Raw genomic sequence first — 17,658 nt, 5'->3', positions numbered from 1 at the left:
GGGGGGAAGTCGGCTGATGAACTGGATCTGGTGGGTACTCATTCTCTTCTGGACGGGCGGTTTCGCGTGGGCCGCCGACAACGTCCGCACCGCGCTGCGCAACCGGCACGAGCGCAAGCTCGAACTGCTGGAGGCGGCGAAGCAGGAACGACTGGCCGTCGAAGCGGCGCACAAGCCCCCGGAACCGGTGTGCGGGTGCACCCACCACCTCGCCAAGCACGACAAACAGGGGCGGTGTCACGAACGCGTCGAGGTGCCGACGGCCTGGGACGAGAACAAGAAACCGTTGCGTTACGAGGCCGGGGAGTGCAACTGCCAGCAGTACGTCGGGCCCCAGCCGCTGTCCCAGGTCTACGCGGAGGAGCTGACGGACCGGGCGTGAGGTGGTCGTCCCCGCCTCCAGGCCATAATGATCGCCCCGGAGCGGACCGCGACCGGCGCGGATGATCAAGTGAGGCGATGCGGCAGTGTGGCCACGTGTCAACGGTATGCGCGCGATGGAACTCGGTACCCCCGATGACCTGCGGACCGAGCTGAACTCCCTTGTCCTGGACGGACGGAAGACCGCCACGACCGGCCTGCTGGCCGAGTACGTCGAGGAGACCGAGGGTCTGGAGTTCGTCGGTGAGCGGTTGGCCCTCGTGGACAACGACGGCCACGCCGTCGCCACCATCGAGATGACCGGGGTGGAGCTGACCTCCTTCAGCGAGGTCAGCTGGGAACACGCCGCCGCCGAGGGCGAGGGGGACGCCTCCCTGGAGGAGTGGCGCGCCGGGCACCGCCGTTTCTGGGAGCGCGAGGGCACGCCGGTTCAGGACGACACACCCGTCGTGTGCCTGGCCTTCCGCGTCGTCCCCGCCGCCGGCCCGGCCACACCCGCATGCACGAAGCCCCCGCACCAATAAGTCCCCGGGGGCTCCTCGACGCCCCCTCACCGAGCACGTCCGGCACCGACGTGCGTCGCAGCCCGGGCGACCTGCCGGGCCGTGGGTGACGACGAGGCCGCCCCCGGGAACGGGCTACTTGCTGACGGCGAAGCGCATCAGGGCGTGCTCGTCGCCCTGCTTGATCTTGCCCGTCTCATTGATCACTTCGAGCTTCCATGTGCCGCCGACCCGGATCGCCTTGGCGACCGCGCAGCCGTTGTCCTGGGTGAGCATGCTCGGCCAGATGTCGGCGACCTGCTGGGAGCTGCCTCCGGTGGCGTCGTAGACCTTGAAGCTGATGTTGCGCGCCTTCTGGAAGGAGCTGCCCTTCTTGTACGCGGCGGCGACGAACACGATCGACGTGATGTGGGGCGGGATCCGGGCGAATTCGACCGTGACGGTCTCGTCGTCGCCGTCCCCGTGCCCGGTCTGGTTGTCCCCGCTGTGCACCAGCGAGCCGTTGCCCATGGGGTCCAGCGAGTCCAGGCCGGCCAGGCGCACCGGGTCCCCGCCGTGCATGGCGATGGCGATCAGGTCGAGGTCGGTGCCGGTCTTGTGGCGCAGCTTGCCCAGCAACCCGCCGCTGCTGCCCGCGGTGGGGTCCCAGGAGACCCCGATGGACAGATGGGTCACTCCGTCCAGGTCCGCCGGGCCGTCTTCCTTCGTGAGCGTGATCATGCCTGGGTCATCCTTTACGAAGAGGGATTACAACCACAGAGTGTGCCTGGTGCCTCGGCGGTTCCCCGCGAGGGGTCCCTACAGGCACATATGACCTCTCTTGACCGCTCTCCGGCGTCCGGCCCGGCCCTGATGCCCGCTTCGGTCAACCCCGGTCGGCCGGGACACGCGTCATGTCGTGGTGGCCGCGCAGGTGACGGGCCGCGTCGGCCGCACCGGTCCCACTGATCAGCACCGCGGCCCCGAACATCCGGCCGTCCGGCCCGCTGTCGCCGGGAGGGCTCCCGGGGCCGTGCAGCACCGTCGCCCGTACGGCGCCGGACGCGACGGTGATCCCGAGGACGCGGTCCCCCGCACGGTCGGGCAGGGTGACGCGCAGGGAGGCGTCCGGTGCCGCCCTGGCCGCGGCGGCGCACCAGACCGCCGCCGCGGCCAGGTCCCAGCCGCCGGGCAGCTCGACGGACACGGTGGTGTCCGCACCGCTCAGTGGCCGCCAGCCCTTGGGCCGCGCACCGCGCTCCGCCGCCGCCCGCCACAGCGTGTCCAGGTCGGCCGCGTGCACGGTGCGGCCGACCCGGTCGCTGAGCAGGTATCCCGCGGACAGCCAGGACCTGACCCGCAGTCCGGACCCGGGGTCGAGGAGCTGCCCGGTCCGTGCCGCCCGGTCGGCGAGGACCGACCGGGCGGGCGGGGCCAGGACGTCCTCCCAGCGCGGCACGGAACGGCCACCGCCACAGGCTCCGCACATCGGAACTCACCCGCCTCTCACGGACTCGGAACGCAGGGCACCCACCCCACTCACGGCATGACGTCGCCGCTGTTGGGGCCGAGGGTCTGCCCCACGTAGAGGTTGCCGCCCGGATCACTGGCCAGCAGTACGGCGGTGGGGGCGACCTCCGCCGGGACCCCGAAGCGGCCGAGGGGCAGTTCGGCCTGCTTGGCCTTCTTCCAGTCCTCGCTGATGCCGTCCACCAGCGGGGTGAACACCGGGCCGGGTGCGATCGCGTTGACCAGCACCCCCTTCGGGCCGACCTCCCTGGCCAGCGCCTTGGTCAGGCCGATGACGCCGGCCTTGGCCGCCGAGTAGTGCACCAGGCCCTCGCCGCCCTTGATGCCGAGCTGGCTGGCGATGTTGATGACCCGGCCGCTGCCGCGGGCGACCATGTGCGGCACCGCCCAGCGGCAGCACAGGAAGACGCTGCGCAGGTCGATGGCTATCATCTCGTCCCAGGTCTCGACGTCCATCTCGACCAGCGGTACCTCGGTGAGGATGCCCGCGGAGTTGACCAGGACGTCGGGCGCGCTCAGGCCGGACACACAGTTCTCCACCATCTGCCGGGTCTGCTCCGCGTCGGTCACGTCGACGACCGCGGTGGCCACCTCCGTGCCCTGCGCCGTGAGGCGCTCGGCGAGTGCGGAGAGCCGGTCGGCGTCGCGGTCGGCCAGGAAGAGCCGAGCACCCTCGGCCGCGTAGGCCTCGGCGATCGCCGACCCGATGCCGCTCGCCGCACCCGTCACCAGCGCGACCTGTTGTTCGAGGACTCCCATGCCGTTCACCTTTCTCGCCGCGGCTCTGTCCGCTGCCGCTTTCGTTCACTGCTGCCTTGTGTACTGCCGCTCGGCCCGCCGTCAGTCGGTCACTCCGGCCAGCGGACCGTGAGACCGCCGTCCACGATCAGCTCCTGGCCGGTGATGTACGCGGCGTCGTCGCTGGTGAGGAAGCGGATCGCGCGGGCGACCTCGTCGGCCTCGCCCACCCGGCCCGCGGGGATGCTCCGGCCGGCCTTTTCGAGCCCGGCGGGTCCCAGGGAGTTCTTCTCGTCCAGCGACTGCGGGGTCTCGATCAGTCCGGGAATGACGGTGTTGACCCGGATGCCGCGCGGGGCGAGTTCGGTCGCCAGCGACCGGCACAGTCCCAGCACACCGCTCTTGGCGGCGGCGTAGTGGGCGTGGTCGTCCCAGCCGTACACCCCGCCGGCGATGGAGGAGACCGCGACCATGGAGCCGGGGCCGGTCATCACGGCGGCGGCGGAGCGGAAGGTGCGCAGCACACCGGTCAGGTCGACCGAGAGCATGTCGTTCCAGGCCTCGTCGTCGAGGTCCGCCAGGGCGGCCCGGCGCAGTACGCCGGCCCCGGCCACCGCGATGTCCAGCCGCCCGTACGTCTCGACGGCGGCCCGGGCGAGGGCGTCGACCTGCCCGCTGTCCCGGACGTCGACCGCGACGGCGGTGCAGCGGCCGCCGGCGGCCTCGACCTGCCGAATCGTTTCTTCGGCGCTGTGCGGGTCCTGGGGGTAGAAGCCGACGACGCTGTGGGCCCCGGCACGGGCGTACGCCACGGCCAGGGCGCGGCCGATGCCGCTCGCACCGCCGGTGATGACGGCGACCTTGCCGGCCAGCCCGTCGTCGCGGGCCGGTGCGGTGAGCTCGGTGGAGGACATGTCCTGCCTTTCGTGGAGTCCCCGGTGCGTGGCGGGTGCGGGCCGCCACGCACCGGGAAGGGAGGGGGAAACGGTCGGCTCAGTGCGCCGCGGCCTGGAGCGCGGGCTCGTCGTCCGTGTCCTGGCTGACCTTGTTGGCGCCGAGCATCAGCACGCCGGAGAGGAACATCCCCAGGGCGCCCGCGACGAACGCGGCCGTGGTGGCGCTCGCTCCGAAGCCGATGATCGCGCTGAGCAGTGCCGAGCCGGCGACCGCGCCCGCGGGGCCCATCACGTGGGCGGTGTTGGAGCCGATGCCGCGGACTCGGGCCGGGAACGACTCGCCCATGTAGAACACCATGGCGGAGTACGGGCCGAGGAGGAAGAACAGCCCCAGGGCGTACATCGGGATGACGTACGCGGCGCTGTCCGGTCCGAAGAGCATCGCCGTCATGACGATGCCGCCGATGGTCCAGCCGACGATGATGGTCGTCCGCCGGCCGATCCGGTCACCGAGGTACCCGTGGGCGAGGTAGCCGAGGAAGCCGGCCATGTTGGCCAGGATGAGCACGACCAGGGCGCTGGAGAACGAGACGCCCTTGCCGTCCGTGAGGATGGTGGTGCCCAGCACCGAGAAGACCTGGATGCCCATCCAGTTGAACAGCCACGCTCCGGACAGGCACAGGGTGTGCCGGCGCAGGTCCGGGGCGAAGAGCTGACGCAGACCGGACTCGTTGTCCCGGCTGATGTCGAGGTCGTACAGCTTCGCCAGCTTGGTCGCGTCGGCGTCGCGTCCCTCCTTGCGCAGTTCCCGCGTCCGCTTGAGGGCGACGAAGGAGGGCGACTCACGGAGCTTGGACCCGGCGACGAGGATGACGACGACCGGGAAGGTGGCGAGGAGGAAGATCCAGCGCCAGCTCATGACCGGCAGCAGCACGGCCGCGAACGCCGCGGCCAGCAGGGCGCCGACCGGCCAGCCGCTCTGCACCAGGCTGAACATGAAGCCGCGGCGCCGGCTCTTGCCGTACATCTCGTTGAGGTAGACGCCGTTGACGACCTCCTCGGAGTAGCCGAGGCCGGAGACGGCCCGCACTCCGATCAGCGAGGCGGCGCCGCCGACCAGTGCCGTGAGGCCGGAGGAGAGCGCGGCGCCCGCCGTGGTGACGATCAGACTCGGCTTGCGGCCCCAGCGGTCCAGCATCGGCCCGACCAGCAGGGAGACGACGAAGGTGCCGATGGTCACGCCGGTGGCGATCGCCGTGGCCTGTCCGGTGCTCCAGCCGAACGTCTCGGAGATCTTCGGCAGCAGGGTGCCGAAGAGCACGAAGTCGTAGACGGAGAAGACCCAGGCCAGGAAACAGACCACGGTGGTGGTCGTGATGGTGCGCCGGCTCAGCGTCGGGGGGCCCTTGAAGAGGACCTCGTCCGAGGGCGCCCCGCTGCGCGGCCACTCGTTCTCGTGGGCTATGTCGGCCTGCTGCGCGGTGGTCATCTGCTGTCACCCTTCTGGCGCGGGTTGCGGGCGGCGAAGTCGTCCGCGATCTGGTCGAAGGTCACCCAGCGGACGCCTTCGTGGGAGTTGATGTGGTCGATCAGCCGCTCCAGCATCAGCAGCACCTGGGGGCGGCCGGCCACGTCGGGGTGGATGGTCATGGTGAAGGCCGCGTGGTCCATCTCCCGGTACACCCAGTCGAACTGGTCGCGCCACATCTCTTCGATGTCACGGGGGTTGACGAAGCCGTGGCTGTTCGGGCTGGCCTTGATGAACATCATCGGCGGCAGGTCGTCGAGGTACCAGTTGGCCGGGATCTCGATGAGGTCGGTCTCCTGGCCGCGCACCAGCGGCTTCATCCAGGTCTCGGCGGGCGCGCTGTAGTCGATCTTCGTCCAGGTGTCGCCGACCCGCACGTAGTACGGCTCGAAGTCGCGGTGCATCAGGGAGTGGTCGTACTTGATGCCCCGCTCGAGCAGCAGCTCGTTGGTGACCGGGCTGAACTCCCACCAGGGCGCCACATATCCGGTCGGACGGCGGCCGGACCGGGCCTCGATCAGCTCGATGCAGCGGTCCAGGACCGCGGCCTCCTGCTCGCGGTTCATGGCGATCGGGTTCTCGTGGCTGTAGCCGTGGACGCCGATCTCGTGTCCGGCGGCGACACAGGCGTCGAACTCCTCCGGGAAGGTCTCGACGGAGTGGCCGGGCCAGAAGAACGTCTGGGTCAGGCCGCGGCGTCGGAACAGTTCCAGCAGGCGCGGTACGCCGACCTCGCCCGCGAACAGACCGCGGGAGATGTCGTCGGGCGAGTCCTCGCCTCCGTAGGAGCCGAGCCAGCCGCCGACTGCGTCGACGTCCACTCCGAAGCCGACAAGGATTTCCTTGGTCATCGACATCTCCTTTGATGACGTTCTGGGGATGGGGTGATTGGGTGAGGGTGTGTCAGTGAGTCGAATTGATAAGGGGGTTGGGTGGTTCGGGTCGCTCGGGCTCAGGAGCCGGGCGGTGTGTCCTCTCCGGCGAGCCAGGCGCGGACCAGGGCTTCGGGCGAACGGCCGGGTACGGCGCTCGCGGCGGCCAGCAGCAGCCGGGCCTGCCAGGGGCTGAGGTCGTCGGCGAACACGGCGCCGACCCGCTGGAGTTCGGTGCCGCCGCCCGCGTAGAGGGGCGCGACGGGGCCGGAGTGCACCCGTGAACAGATCAGCACCGGGTGGCCCGAGGCCACCGCCTCGGCGACCGCCTCGACCAGTTCCGGCCCGGCGTTGCCCGCGCCGACCGCCGCCACCACGACCCCCGCGGCGCCGGCGTCCAGGCTGGCCCGGACGAACAGTCCGTCCGCACCGGGATAGACCGGCACCACGTCCACCCGGGGCAGGTCGGGGAGGTCGAGATCGAGGGGGAGCCGCGGGCGGGACCTCGGCTGTGACAGCGGCACCACACGCCCGTCCACGACGCGGAGCGCCGGTCCGCGTCCGGGCGCGGTGAAGGCGTGCGCCGACATGGTGTCGCTCTTGCGCACCCCGCGGGCGGGGAAGGCGAAGCCGTCGAAGACCAGCAGCGGGCCCTGCCCCCGGGCCACGTCGTCGGCGGCCACGGCCAGGGCGTCACCCAGGTTGGCCGGGCCGTCCGCGGCACGGTCGTCGAAGGGGCGCTGGGCACCGGTCAGCACGATCGGCCGCGGGTCGTCGAACGCCAGGTCCAGCAGGAAGGCGGTCTCCTCCATGGTGTCGGTGCCGTGCGTCATCACCACCCCGTCGGCCCCGTCGCGCAGCGCGTCACGCACCTCACGGGCCAGCGCCAGAAGGTCCGCGGTGCCGAAGGCGTAGCTGCCCCGGGTGACCACGTCCCGCGTGCTCACCTCCGCGCCAACCGGCAGCGGACCGGCCGACGCGACCAGCTCCTTCGCGAGCACGGTCGCCCGGCGGCCCTCCGCCCCGCCCCGGCTCGCGATGGTGCCGCCGGTGGCCACGACCTGGATTCGACGCATGAACCCTCTCTTCGCCGCGTTGCAAACGATTGCGGTGAGGCTACGCAAACGATTGCTCTTTGGTCAATGGTTGTCGGACACTTGTCTGGCCGGAGCGTTCGGGGATGTGCGAGGCTCAGGGGCGCCAGGACGGCGAACAGCCGTCCGAACCGAGCCGATTCGGACAAGGGTCCAACAGAACCCGAGGACGTCCGGGCGGAATTCGAGCAGGCTTCAAACAGGATTCGAGAAGAGGGGCAGCGGGAGTGGAGCGACATGGAGCACGGGCGGGGGCCGGCCCGCAGACCGGTCGTGCCCCGGTCACCCTTGCCCAGATAGCCCGGCAGGCGGGCGTCCACGTCTCCACGGTGTCACGGGCGCTGAGCCAGGACGACAGCGTGCGGGGCGGGGTGGCCAGCGGGACCGCCACGCAGATCCGGGCGCTCGCCGAGGAACTCGGCTACCAGCGGGACCCCGCCGGTACCGCGCTGCGCACCGGCCGCTCCCGGATGCTGGGGGTGCTCGTGCCCCGGTTGACCGACATCGTACTGGCCACCGTCTACGAGGGAATCGACGCGGCCGCGGCGACCGCCGGCTACCACACCGTGGTCGCCAACACCGGCGACGACTGCGAGATGCAACGGCGCCGGGTCGACGCGCTGCTCGCCCGGCGCGTCGACGGCTTGGTGCTCGGGGACGCCCGCTCCGACTCCGACCTCGTGGCCGAGCTGGCCGGCCGGCGCATTCCCCTGGTGCTGGTGTCCCGCCGACTGCCGGGCAGGGTGTCGGTGACCACCGACGACGTCCGCGGCGGACGGCTGGCCGGCGAGCACCTGCTCGACCTCGGTCACCGGCGGGCCGCGGTGGTGGCCGGAGAGCCCTACGCCAGCACCGGGGTCGAACGCACCCGGGGCTTCCTCGACGCCTTCGCCGAGGCGGGCCTGCCGATACCGGAGAACCACGTCGTGCACTCCCGCTTCGACGTGCCCGGTGGCCGGGCCGCCGCCGAGCACCTGCTGAGCCTGCGGCCGATGCCCACCGCGGTCTTCGCGGTCAACGACTTCGCGGCGATCGGCGTGATGGCGGCGGTCCGGGACGCCGGCCTGACGGTCGGCAGGGACGTCGCGGTCGTGGGCTACAACGACGTCGCGCTGGCGGCGGCCCTCCCGGTTCCCCTGACCTCCGTGCGCTCCCCGATGTACCGGATGGGCGAACTGGCGGCGACGACGCTGGTGAACATGCTCGAGGACAGGCCCGGCCGCTCCCGGCGCCTGCGCCCCACCCTCGTGGCCCGCGCCTCGACCCTCGGCGTCACACCCCAGGAGTAGGGCCTGTACCGAGGGAGGGGACCGCCCATGTCGTCCGCCGGCGGCGCGTGACAGCGGGATGCCAGCGGGATGCCAGCGCAAGACATGCCGAACGGTGAGCGGGGGCCGCTGGAATGGTTCCGTACCCACACGGCGGAGGCAGCCGGCCACGGCGGTCCCCCTGACCCATCGGGAGTCACCATGAACAAGGACCTGAGCACCCTCGCGGACGAGATCCTCGAGCTCGAGGCCGAGACCTTCGAGATCTCCGACTACTCGGACGCCAGCGAGGTCGTGCTGGCCGGCTGCACCAGCACCAGCTCCACCTCGACCTCCAGCTCCACCTGCAGCACCACCTCCTGCTCCGCCTGACGCACGTCCGGTGAAGCAGACGCCCGGTCGGCGTCCCTCCCCTCAAGGGGCGGGCTCCGGCCGGGCTTTCGTCATGCCCGTCCGGCCGCGCGGCCAGGACGGTGGGGCCGCCGCAAACCTCGTGTAGGTAAACCCCTACAGCCACATGCTTGCTTTGCCGGGCGTGTCCGTCCCGGGCCGGCACCGACAGGGTCATTCACCAGCAACAAGAATGTTTTTAAAGGCATTTGACTGCTTCTCAGCGACAGCAGTCCGCCTCTGAAGCCCTTCACGACCTCCTCTTGACCGTCGGTCTACGCCAGTAGACACTCACGACTGCCACAAGGCCGATTGATGTCGTGCACACCGACTTCACATGTGCTCTACCTGCCCTCGTCAGAGTGCGGGCAGAGGTCCTGTACCAGCCACCCTCCCGACCATGGGCGGACACGGCGTCAGGACACCGCTTCTCGAAGCGGACCATGACGAGCCGGTTCGGCGGATCTTCGAAGGTCAACGGGGGAATGTTCGTGCGTTTTCAGTTGCTCGGCCCACTCAGCATCACCGACGGTCGCGATGTGGCCGTCCTCCCGCCGGCCAAACCGACGTCGCTGCTGGCGGCGCTGCTGATCCGCCCCGGCGAGGTGGTCCCGACGCAGCGTCTCCGGCAGGCCGTCTGGGGCGACGAGCAGCCAGCGACGGCGAAGGCGGCCCTGCAGAGTTGCGTCCTGCGGTTGCGTCGCCTCTTCGCGAAGTACGACATAGAGGAACAGTCGGTGGTCGCGGTCGCCGGGGGCTACCGCCTCCCGGCCGACGGCGACACCCTGGACCTGCTGCACTTCCGTGGCCTGGTGGCCGACGCGGCCGGGGCGGGCGAGTCCGAACTCCCCTTGCTGCGCACGGCACTCGATTTGTGGCAAGGACCGCTTCTCGCCAATGTCCCCTCCGAACTGCTGCACCGCGACGAGGTTCCCCGGCTGGTCGAGGAGCGCCTGCGCGTTCTGGAACGCGTCTGCGAGATCCAGCTGACCCGGGGTCAGTACCGCGAGGTCCTCGTGGACCTCTGGGAGGCCACCCGCACCCACCCCCAGCACGAAGGTCTCGCCGCCCAGTTGATGCGGGCGCTGTACCGGGCGGGACGGCAGATCGAGGCGCTGGCCGAGTACCGGAGGATCAGGACACACCTCCGGGAGGAACTCGGCGTCGATCCCGGCGCGGAACTGCAGGGTCTGGAACTGGCCATCCTGCGGGGCGACGAACCCCGTGGCCCGGCCCTGGAGGCCGCACCACTCACCCTCACCCCGCACGTGGCGCCCGCGGTGGCCGACACCCTGCCCGACGCCCTTGCGACCCGAGGGAAGAGCGTCCCCTCCGGCGGGTCCGTCGTCCCCGGCGACGGCCGTCCGCCCTCAGGGCCGGCGCATCCGCCGGGACCCAGGCTGCCCCATGTCCCCGGCTTCACCGGCCGCACCCGTGAGACCGCCGATCTGGTGGGCCACCTGAGCGGCGAGGGCCGGAGGGACGGGCGGACGAACGCCGGCCCGGCGATCGCGGTGGTCTCCGGAGGCCCGGGAATGGGCAAGACCGCGCTGGCCCTGCACACCGCGCAGTTGGTGGCGGACCGGTACCCCGCGGGCGGCGTACTGCTGCCGCTGACCAGGCCCGACGGCACGCCACGGTCCGCCGACGAGGCGGCCGCCGAACTGCGCTCCGCACTCCCCTCCGGCGCTTCCCCCGGATCGTGCCTGGTGATACTCGACGATGTCGTGCACCCCGACCAGGTCCGCGGGCTGCTCGGCATGACGGGCTGCGGCGCCTTCGTCGTCACCAGCCGTATGCGACTGGCCGCCCTGGTCGCCACGCACGGCCCGGCGGTGCTGCAACTGGGCGCCCTGCCGCCGCAGGAGTCCCACGCGCTCCTCGTCGCCGTCCTCGGTCATGAGCGGGTGGCGGCCGAGGTCACGGCCGCACACGCCCTCACGGAGACGTGCGGGCATGTCCCGCTGGCCCTGCGGATCGTCGCGGCCCGGCTGCTGACCAGGCCGAAGCTGCGTCTGGCGGACCACGCCGCATGGCTGCGGCGGGACCTGCCCGCCCGGCTGGCGCTGCCCGACGACGCCCGGATGTCCGTGCCCCTGACCCTCGACGGTGCCCTCGACCGGCTGCCCGCCCCGGTGTCCGACGCGCACCTGTGCCTGGCACGGCTGGACGGGCAGATCACCGCACCGGCCGCGGCCCGTGCCCTCTCCGTCCCCGAGACACACGCCGAGGAGCTGCTCGAACGGCTCCTCGACACCGGGCTCCTCGACGAGGAACAACCCGGGACGCTCCGCATGAACACCCTGTTCCGCGCCCACGCACTGCACAGGGCCGCCCGGACCGGCGACATCCCGCAGGCCGTCACCGCCACGGCCCGGCGCGCCCTTCCGTCCGGGGCCACCTGACGGACCGGGACTGCGGCCCGGCCCGGCGGGCCGGACACCTGAACATCCTGCCCTTCCCCGCCTTTCCCCATCTTTCAGACCCGAGGGGCCGTCAGGCCCGACCCGGAGGTGCGACCCCCGTATGCCCACGACCCCGTACGAGGAGACCTCGGACACCCGCCCCAGGGTGCGCCGCGACGTGCTGTTCACCGAGACGCCCACCGGCGTGATCTTCCACAACGCCGACGGTGGTTTCCAGCTCAGCTCCCCGTCCGCCTACCGGTTCGCCACCCTCCTCGTCCCGCACCTGGACGGGAGCCGGACCGTGGCGGAGATCTGCGCGGGCTTCAAGGACCAGCAGAAGGCGATGGTGGGCGGACTGGTCAAGGCGCTCTACGCCCGCGGGTTCGCCCGGCCCGTGCCGGCCCCCGGTGAACCGGGACCGGGCGCACCCGTGCAGCCGGCGGTCGCCGCGCGCTTCGCGCCGCAGATCGCCTACATCGACCACTACGCCGACGACGCCGAGAGCAGGTTCGCCGCGTTCCGCGGCACCCGCGTCGCCGTGCTCGGCGACGGTCCGGTCGCCCGCTGGTGCGCGCTCTCCCTGATCCGCAACGGCTGCGCCTCCGTCGCCGTGGAGGCCGCACTGGCCGAAGGCCCCGCCACCGCCGCCGAGTTCGGCGAGCTGCGGGCCGAGGCGGCGGAGTTCACCACGCAGGGCAGCTTGGCCGAGGTGACGGTACTGCCCGACGCCGGGGCCGGCTCGGCGGGCGACTGGAAGGCGTACGAGGGGTACGACGTGGTCGTCGCCGCCTGCGGCCGCGACGCGTTCCGGACCGCGATCACCCTGCTGGGCCGCGGCGTTCCGGACGGCCGCTTCCTGCTCCCCGCCTGGACCTTCGGCGACCGGGCGGTGGTCGGACCGGTCAGCGGCCCGGACTCCGACGGCTGCCTGGCCTGCGCGGCGCTGCGCCTCGGCGCGACGGGGGACGCGGCGGTCGCGGCCGACCTCTGGAGCGGTCTGGCCCTGGGTGGTGCCCCCGGCCCCGGGCCGCGCGGCCCGCTCGCCGCGATGCTCGGCAATCTGCTCGGCTACGAGGTGTTCCGGCTGGTCACCAAGGCACTGCCGGCCGAGACCCGGGGCCAGGTGCTGCTCCAGGACATGGCCTCGTTCGATGTCCTGGCGGAGCGGCTGCTGCCCCATCCGCGGTGCCCGTTCTGCCGGACCCGGCCCGGCGCTCCCGAGCCCGTCGACCTGACCGCGGCCCCCGAACGGCCCGCCTTCGAGCCGGTCGTCGCCGCCGCGCCGGACGACGACGCGACCGAGGGGCCGCTCGCCGAGCTCGACCGCCGCTCGCTCGCGCTCCGGCCGTCCGTCGGGGTCTTCACCCGGTACGCGGACGAGCCGGTCACCCAGACCCCGCTGAAGGTCGGCGCCGTGGAGGTCGGTCTGGGCGCTGCCGGGACCCGGACCGTCGTCGCGTTCGACGTCCAGCACACCGCGGGCGCCCGTCTGCGGGCCCTCAACACCGCCGCCGAGGTCTACGCCGAGCACGTGGTGCCCGGCTCCCCCGCCCCGGACGACGCCTCCGGCGCCGACGCGCTGCCGAAGGTGGACCCGGACGCGCTGACCACGGCCACCGGCGCCGGGGGTGATCCGGTCGCCTCCTGGGCCCCGGCCATGTCGCTGCTGACCAAGGAACGGAAGCTGGTGCCGGCCGGCGCGGTGCGGCCCTTCGGGCCGGACAACCAGGACCGCCGGTTCGAGCCGTCCCGCGCCGGGGCCGGCGCGGGCGACGGCCTGCCGGAGGCCGCGGCGGCCGGCCTGCTGTCCGCGCTCGCCCACGACGCGCTGCGGCGCTCCGTGCGCGGGGCCGGGCGGACCGCGGTGATCCCCCGGGCCGTGTTCGCCGACGACGTGGAGGCGACCTTCCTGCTGCGTTCCGCCGGGCATCTGGGGCTGGACGTCGAACTCCTCGACCTCGGGGAGGCGGACCGCACCGGGGTGTCCGTCGTGCTGGCCAGAAGCCGGCCGACGGAGGAGGGCGGGCCGGGCCGCTGGGCCACCGGCGCCGCCCTGGACCGGACGGCCGCGGCCACCGACGCGCTGCGCGACCTGCTCGGTACCGTCCAGCTCGCCGCGGAGGGAGTGCTGGGCGCGCCCGACACCGGCGACCCGCTGCTGGCCGACCTCGACGCGGCCCTGATACCGGTCACGGCCGATGACGGCGCGGCCGGGCCGGACGCCGGTCCGGCCCCGGTGACCTGGACGGAGGTCCTGGAGCGGCTGGACGCCGCCGGGCGTGACGCCCTCGTCGTGCCCACGCACGCGGCCGACCTGCCCGCCGCCGGGATCCACACCGTCCGGGTCCTGCTCACCGAGGCGGCCGACGATGACCGCTGATCTCGCCCGGGCCACCGTCGGCGGGACCGAGGAGCCGCGGCACCGGGCGTGCCGTCTCTTCGCGGAGGAACTCCGCCGCGCCCTGGCGGAGTTGCCGTTCGAGCCGGGCCGCCCGGTACCCGATGTCACGGTCCTCGCCCTCGGAGTGCGGGACGCCTTCGCCGCCCCCGTCCCCACCGACGGCGCACCGCACTCCGCGCTTCCCGTGCACCTGTACGGCCGGCATGTGCTGGTCGGTCCCTGGCCCGTCGAGGGAAGGGCCGGCTGCGGAGTGTGTCTGCGGCGCCGTTGGCAGGGAGTGCGCTCGGTCGGTCTGCGGGAGGGCCTCGAACTGCGCGGCGGCACCCGGGAGGTGGGGCCGTGGCCCTACTCGGTGCCGTTCGCCGCGCAGACCGTCGCCGCACTGATCGCCCGGCTCGGCGCCGCTCCCCTCGACGACGGGCGGCCGTTCCCCGACGTATGGCTGGTGGACCTGGAGCACCTGACGGTCCGTCACCACCCGCTGGTGCCCGAGCCGGACTGCCCCGGCTGCGGCACACCGGAACCGGTGACCGCCGAGTCCGCCGCCCTCACCCTGCGGTCCGCGCCCAAGTACCGGCCGGGCGTCAGCCGGGTCCGGCCGGTGGACGCGTACGGCCTCCAGGTGGACGCGTTCGCCAACCCCCACTGGGGCGCCGTCGGACCGTCGGTGGTGTGCGACGTCACCTCGCCGACCACCTCCGCCACCGTGGGCTGCTTCTCCAGCCGCTCCGGCGACTATCTGCGGGAGACGTTCTGGGGCGGTCACGCCGACACCTACCACGCCAGCACCCGCATCGGCGTGCTGGAGGGGCTGGAGCGCTACGCCGGGATGCGCGCCCGGGGCCGCGCCCTCACCCTGACCGCCGCCCTGGACGATCTCGGGCCGGCCGCCGTCGACCCGCGCGAGACCGGCCTGTACACGGACGACTTCCACCGGGCGAACCCCTGGGTGCCGCCCTTCACCCCGGACCGTCCGATCCCCTGGGTGTGGGGCTGGTCGCTGCGGGACGCGCGCCCCCGCCCCGTCCCGGAGATCCTCGCCTATTACCACAAGCCCGGGATCGAGCACCGGTTCGTCCAGGAGAGCTCCAACGGCTGCGCCTCCGGGGGCAGTCTGGAGGAGGCCGTGCTCAGCGGCCTGATGGAGGTCCTGGAACGGGACGCCTTCCTGCTCGCCTGGCACGGCATGCAGCCGCTCCCCGAGATCGACCCGGCGACCAGCGCCGACCCGCACACCCGGGTCATGGTGGACCGCATGGCCATGTACGGGTACCGGGCCAGGTTCTTCGACACCCGGATCACCTTCCCGGTCCCCGTGGTCACCGGGGTCGCCGAGCGGTTCGACGGCGGCCCCGCCCGGATGTGCTTCGGGGCCGGAGCCGCCCTCGACCCCGAGGCCGCACTCGCCGCGGCCCTGTGCGAGATCGCCACCGACTCGGTGCAGCTCCTCCAGCGGTTCCAGCGCGACGAGGCCGGGTACCGCGCCATGGCCGAGGACCACGAGAAGATCACCAGTCTGCACGACCATCCGCTGGTCTACGCGGTACCGGAGATGGGCCGCCACGCCGACTTCCTTCTCCGCCGTTCCTCGCCCCCCGAGCCGTCGAGCGTGGCCGACCTGCGCTGGGGCCGCGCGGACGGCTCGGGTCCGGACGTACGCGACGATCTGCTCGCCGCGGTGGACGCCGTGACGTCCGCCGGATTCGACGTGGTCGTCGTCGACCAGACCGCGCCCGAGCAGCGCGCTCTCGGTCTGCACACCGTGAAGGTGCTGGTGCCCGGCCTGCTCCCGCTCGACTTCGGCTGGACCCGGCAGCGCGCCCGGCACATGACCCGGATGCGCACCGCGCTGCGCGAGGCGGGCCTGCGGCCCGACGACCTGACCGAGGCCGAGCTCAATCCCGGCCCGCACCCGTTCCCATGACCGGCCGTCCGTCCCCGGCGCGCGTGCGCCGGAGAAGCAAGCACACAGAGCACACCGAGAGCACCACGGAACCGAGGAAAGGGGGATCCCATGGGGTACGCCCATGAGTACGCGCACGCCATCCTGCATCGCGGCCGCGTCCCGATGGAGCCCACCGACCATGTCGTGAACTGGGACGACGGCCCGCGCAAGGGCAAGTACTACCCGAGCGCCGAGGCGTTCGCCCTGCCCGGCACCGAGGACCTCGCCGACGTCCCGGTCGCGCCGGGTCTGCTGCCCGGCACCGCCCTGGTCCAGGGCAGCGACGGCTCGCCCGGGTTCGGCCTCCCGCTGCTGTCGGCGATGCTCCAGGACTCCTACGGGCTGACCGGGCGCCGCCTCGGCATCCAGGCCAACACCGACCTGCCCGGACTGCCGTACTACACCCACGCGAACTGGTCGCGCGGCACCGCGGGCGGCGGCGGGCTCTACCCGGTGAGCATCCACTGGGCGTCCGGTCCCTCCGGCCCCCTCACCCCGGGCCTGCACTACTACGACATCCACCGGCACGCCCTGCAGCGGCTGCTGGCCGGCGACGTCACGGACAGGGTCCGGGGCGCGCTCGGCGCGGACGCGCCCGCCGAGGCCCTCGAGACCGACCAGTACCTGCTGCTCGGCGTCAAGTACTGGCAGAACTCATTCAAATACAACAGCTTCTCGTTCCACGTGGTCAGCACCGACATCGGCACCCTCGTGCAGACCTGGCGGATCTGGGCCGCCGCCCGGGGCCTGCGGATCGCCCCCGTGCTGTGGTTCGACGAGCCCCGGCTGAACGAACTCCTCGGGACGGCGGGCGAGGAGGAGACGGTGTTCGCCGTCGTGCCGCTGCACTGGGACGGGCCGGCACCCCGCCCGGACGCCGCCGCCCGCACGGCCGTCCCCCGCACGGACCCGCGCCACCGGCCGGCCGTCCGGCACCGGGACGTCGAACGCTCGCGCACCCTGCTGGACTTCACCGCGCTGAGCGAGATGCACACGGCCACCCTGGAGGGTGCCGCCGACCGGCCCGCCCCCGGGGCGCTGGCCGCCGCCGCGGCCCTTCCCACCGCCGGTACGGACGCCGACGCCGTAGGCATCCCTGTGGCTCTGCCCGAGCCTGCCTTCCCGGACACCGGCGTCCGCCGCGCCCTGCGCGACCGCCGCTCCAGCTTCGGCAGGTTCGACGCCCGTCGTCCGGTCGGCACCGGGGACCTGTCGGCGGTGCTCGCCGCCTGTGCCGGGACCCGGCTGGCCGGCGACACCGATCCGTCCGGCGAGATCCGGCTCGCCAAGCTGTACGCCTTCGTCAACCACGTGGAAGGCGTGGAGCAGGGGGCGTACGCGTACGACCCAGACCGTGACGAGCTGCGCCCGGTCGCCCCGGGCCCCCAGGGCTCCTTCCTCCAGGAGAACTACTTCCTGGCCAACTACAACCTGGAGCAGGCCGGTGCGGTCCTGGTGCCCACCGTGCGCACCACCGCGGTCCTGGACGCCCTCGGCGACCGCGGCTACCGGCTCGCCGTCGGCACCGCCGGAGCCGTCGCGCAGAGCTTCTACGTCGCGGCCTCCGCCCTGGGCCTGGGCGCCGGCGTGGCGCTGGGCTTCGACAACGTCTCGTTCGTCGAGCGGCTCGGGCTGGCGGACGGCGACGAGGCCCCGCTGCTCATCATGGCCCTCGGTCACGAACGGCCCGGGCCCGCCGACTTCCGCCACGAGATCGCCTGACGG

Annotated in this window: 15 protein-coding genes; 8 read left to right on the top strand and 7 right to left on the bottom strand. The window is 72.6% G+C overall.

What is annotated here, in order from left to right; all coding sequences use genetic code 11:
- Window positions 1-16: 16 nt before the first annotated feature.
- Entirely contained in the window at window positions 17-382 is a 366-nt protein-coding gene (locus AC6F7H_RS32390; protein ID WP_384200763.1) for a hypothetical protein, read from the top strand.
- 115 nt (window positions 383-497) lie between these two features.
- Entirely contained in the window at window positions 498-905 is a 408-nt protein-coding gene (locus tag AC6F7H_RS32385; RefSeq protein WP_500761438.1) for an ASCH domain-containing protein, read from the top strand.
- Window positions 906-1,019: 114 nt separating this feature from the next.
- Here the strand turns inward: AC6F7H_RS32385 and AC6F7H_RS32380 are convergent, their stop codons facing one another.
- The 7 genes from AC6F7H_RS32380 to AC6F7H_RS32350 form a co-directional block, all read right to left on the bottom strand.
- The gene (locus AC6F7H_RS32380) at window positions 1,020-1,604 is read right to left on the bottom strand and encodes a TerD family protein (protein WP_202280112.1); all 585 of its coding nucleotides are present in this window, start codon (window positions 1,602-1,604) and stop codon (window positions 1,020-1,022) included.
- 145 nt (window positions 1,605-1,749) lie between these two features.
- The gene (locus AC6F7H_RS32375; protein WP_500761436.1) at window positions 1,750-2,322 is read right to left on the bottom strand and encodes a hypothetical protein; all 573 of its coding nucleotides are present in this window, start codon (window positions 2,320-2,322) and stop codon (window positions 1,750-1,752) included.
- A gap of 80 nt (window positions 2,323-2,402) precedes the next feature.
- Window positions 2,403-3,152 (bottom strand): SDR family NAD(P)-dependent oxidoreductase, encoded by a 750-nt coding sequence (locus tag AC6F7H_RS32370; RefSeq protein WP_500761434.1) that lies wholly within the window; start codon window positions 3,150-3,152, stop codon window positions 2,403-2,405.
- Window positions 3,153-3,241: 89 nt separating this feature from the next.
- Window positions 3,242-4,045: an SDR family NAD(P)-dependent oxidoreductase gene (locus tag AC6F7H_RS32365; protein ID WP_500761432.1), complete on the bottom strand. Its 804-nt coding sequence runs from the start codon at window positions 4,043-4,045 to the stop codon at window positions 3,242-3,244.
- Between the two features lie 79 nt (window positions 4,046-4,124).
- On the bottom strand, window positions 4,125-5,516 hold the full coding sequence (locus AC6F7H_RS32360) for an MFS transporter (RefSeq protein ID WP_500761430.1): 1,392 nt from the start codon (window positions 5,514-5,516) through the stop codon (window positions 4,125-4,127).
- Window positions 5,513-6,406 carry a polysaccharide deacetylase family protein gene (locus AC6F7H_RS32355; RefSeq protein ID WP_500761428.1) on the bottom strand — a complete coding sequence of 298 codons (894 nt, stop codon included), beginning with the start codon at window positions 6,404-6,406 and terminating at the stop codon, window positions 5,513-5,515. Before AC6F7H_RS32355 ends, AC6F7H_RS32360 begins: the two co-directional genes overlap by 4 nt.
- A 101-nt stretch (window positions 6,407-6,507) precedes the next feature.
- A complete protein-coding gene (locus tag AC6F7H_RS32350) occupies window positions 6,508-7,503 on the bottom strand; it encodes an asparaginase (protein WP_500761426.1) in 996 nt (331 codons plus the stop codon).
- A 245-nt stretch (window positions 7,504-7,748) separates the two neighbouring features.
- Between AC6F7H_RS32350 and AC6F7H_RS32345 the strand changes: the two genes are divergently transcribed.
- The 6 genes from AC6F7H_RS32345 (at window position 7,749) to AC6F7H_RS32320 (ending at window position 17,655) form a co-directional block, all read left to right on the top strand.
- A complete protein-coding gene (locus tag AC6F7H_RS32345; RefSeq protein ID WP_500761424.1) occupies window positions 7,749-8,810 on the top strand; it encodes a LacI family DNA-binding transcriptional regulator in 1,062 nt (353 codons plus the stop codon).
- A 180-nt stretch (window positions 8,811-8,990) separates the two neighbouring features.
- Window positions 8,991-9,161, top strand: a complete 171-nt coding sequence (locus AC6F7H_RS32340; protein WP_031128743.1) for a thiazolylpeptide-type bacteriocin — start codon at window positions 8,991-8,993, stop codon at window positions 9,159-9,161.
- A gap of 509 nt (window positions 9,162-9,670) precedes the next feature.
- The gene (locus AC6F7H_RS32335; RefSeq protein ID WP_500762175.1) at window positions 9,671-11,584 is read left to right on the top strand and encodes an AfsR/SARP family transcriptional regulator; all 1,914 of its coding nucleotides are present in this window, start codon (window positions 9,671-9,673) and stop codon (window positions 11,582-11,584) included.
- Between the two features lie 121 nt (window positions 11,585-11,705).
- Window positions 11,706-13,967 carry a TOMM precursor leader peptide-binding protein gene (locus AC6F7H_RS32330; protein WP_500761421.1) on the top strand — a complete coding sequence of 754 codons (2,262 nt, stop codon included), beginning with the start codon at window positions 11,706-11,708 and terminating at the stop codon, window positions 13,965-13,967.
- Window positions 13,957-15,912 (top strand): TOMM precursor leader peptide-binding protein, encoded by a 1,956-nt coding sequence (locus AC6F7H_RS32325; RefSeq protein ID WP_500761419.1) that lies wholly within the window; start codon window positions 13,957-13,959, stop codon window positions 15,910-15,912. The genes AC6F7H_RS32330 and AC6F7H_RS32325 overlap by 11 nt, the downstream gene beginning before the upstream one ends.
- A gap of 90 nt (window positions 15,913-16,002) precedes the next feature.
- Window positions 16,003-17,655 (top strand): nitroreductase family protein, encoded by a 1,653-nt coding sequence (locus AC6F7H_RS32320; protein WP_500761417.1) that lies wholly within the window; start codon window positions 16,003-16,005, stop codon window positions 17,653-17,655.
- Window positions 17,656-17,658 lie beyond the last annotated feature (3 nt).

The organism is Streptomyces sp. MMS24-W38 (assembly GCF_059889265.1).
The sequence above is the reverse complement of the archived record's forward strand: the minus strand, read 5'-3'. Positions and strand labels throughout refer to the sequence as shown.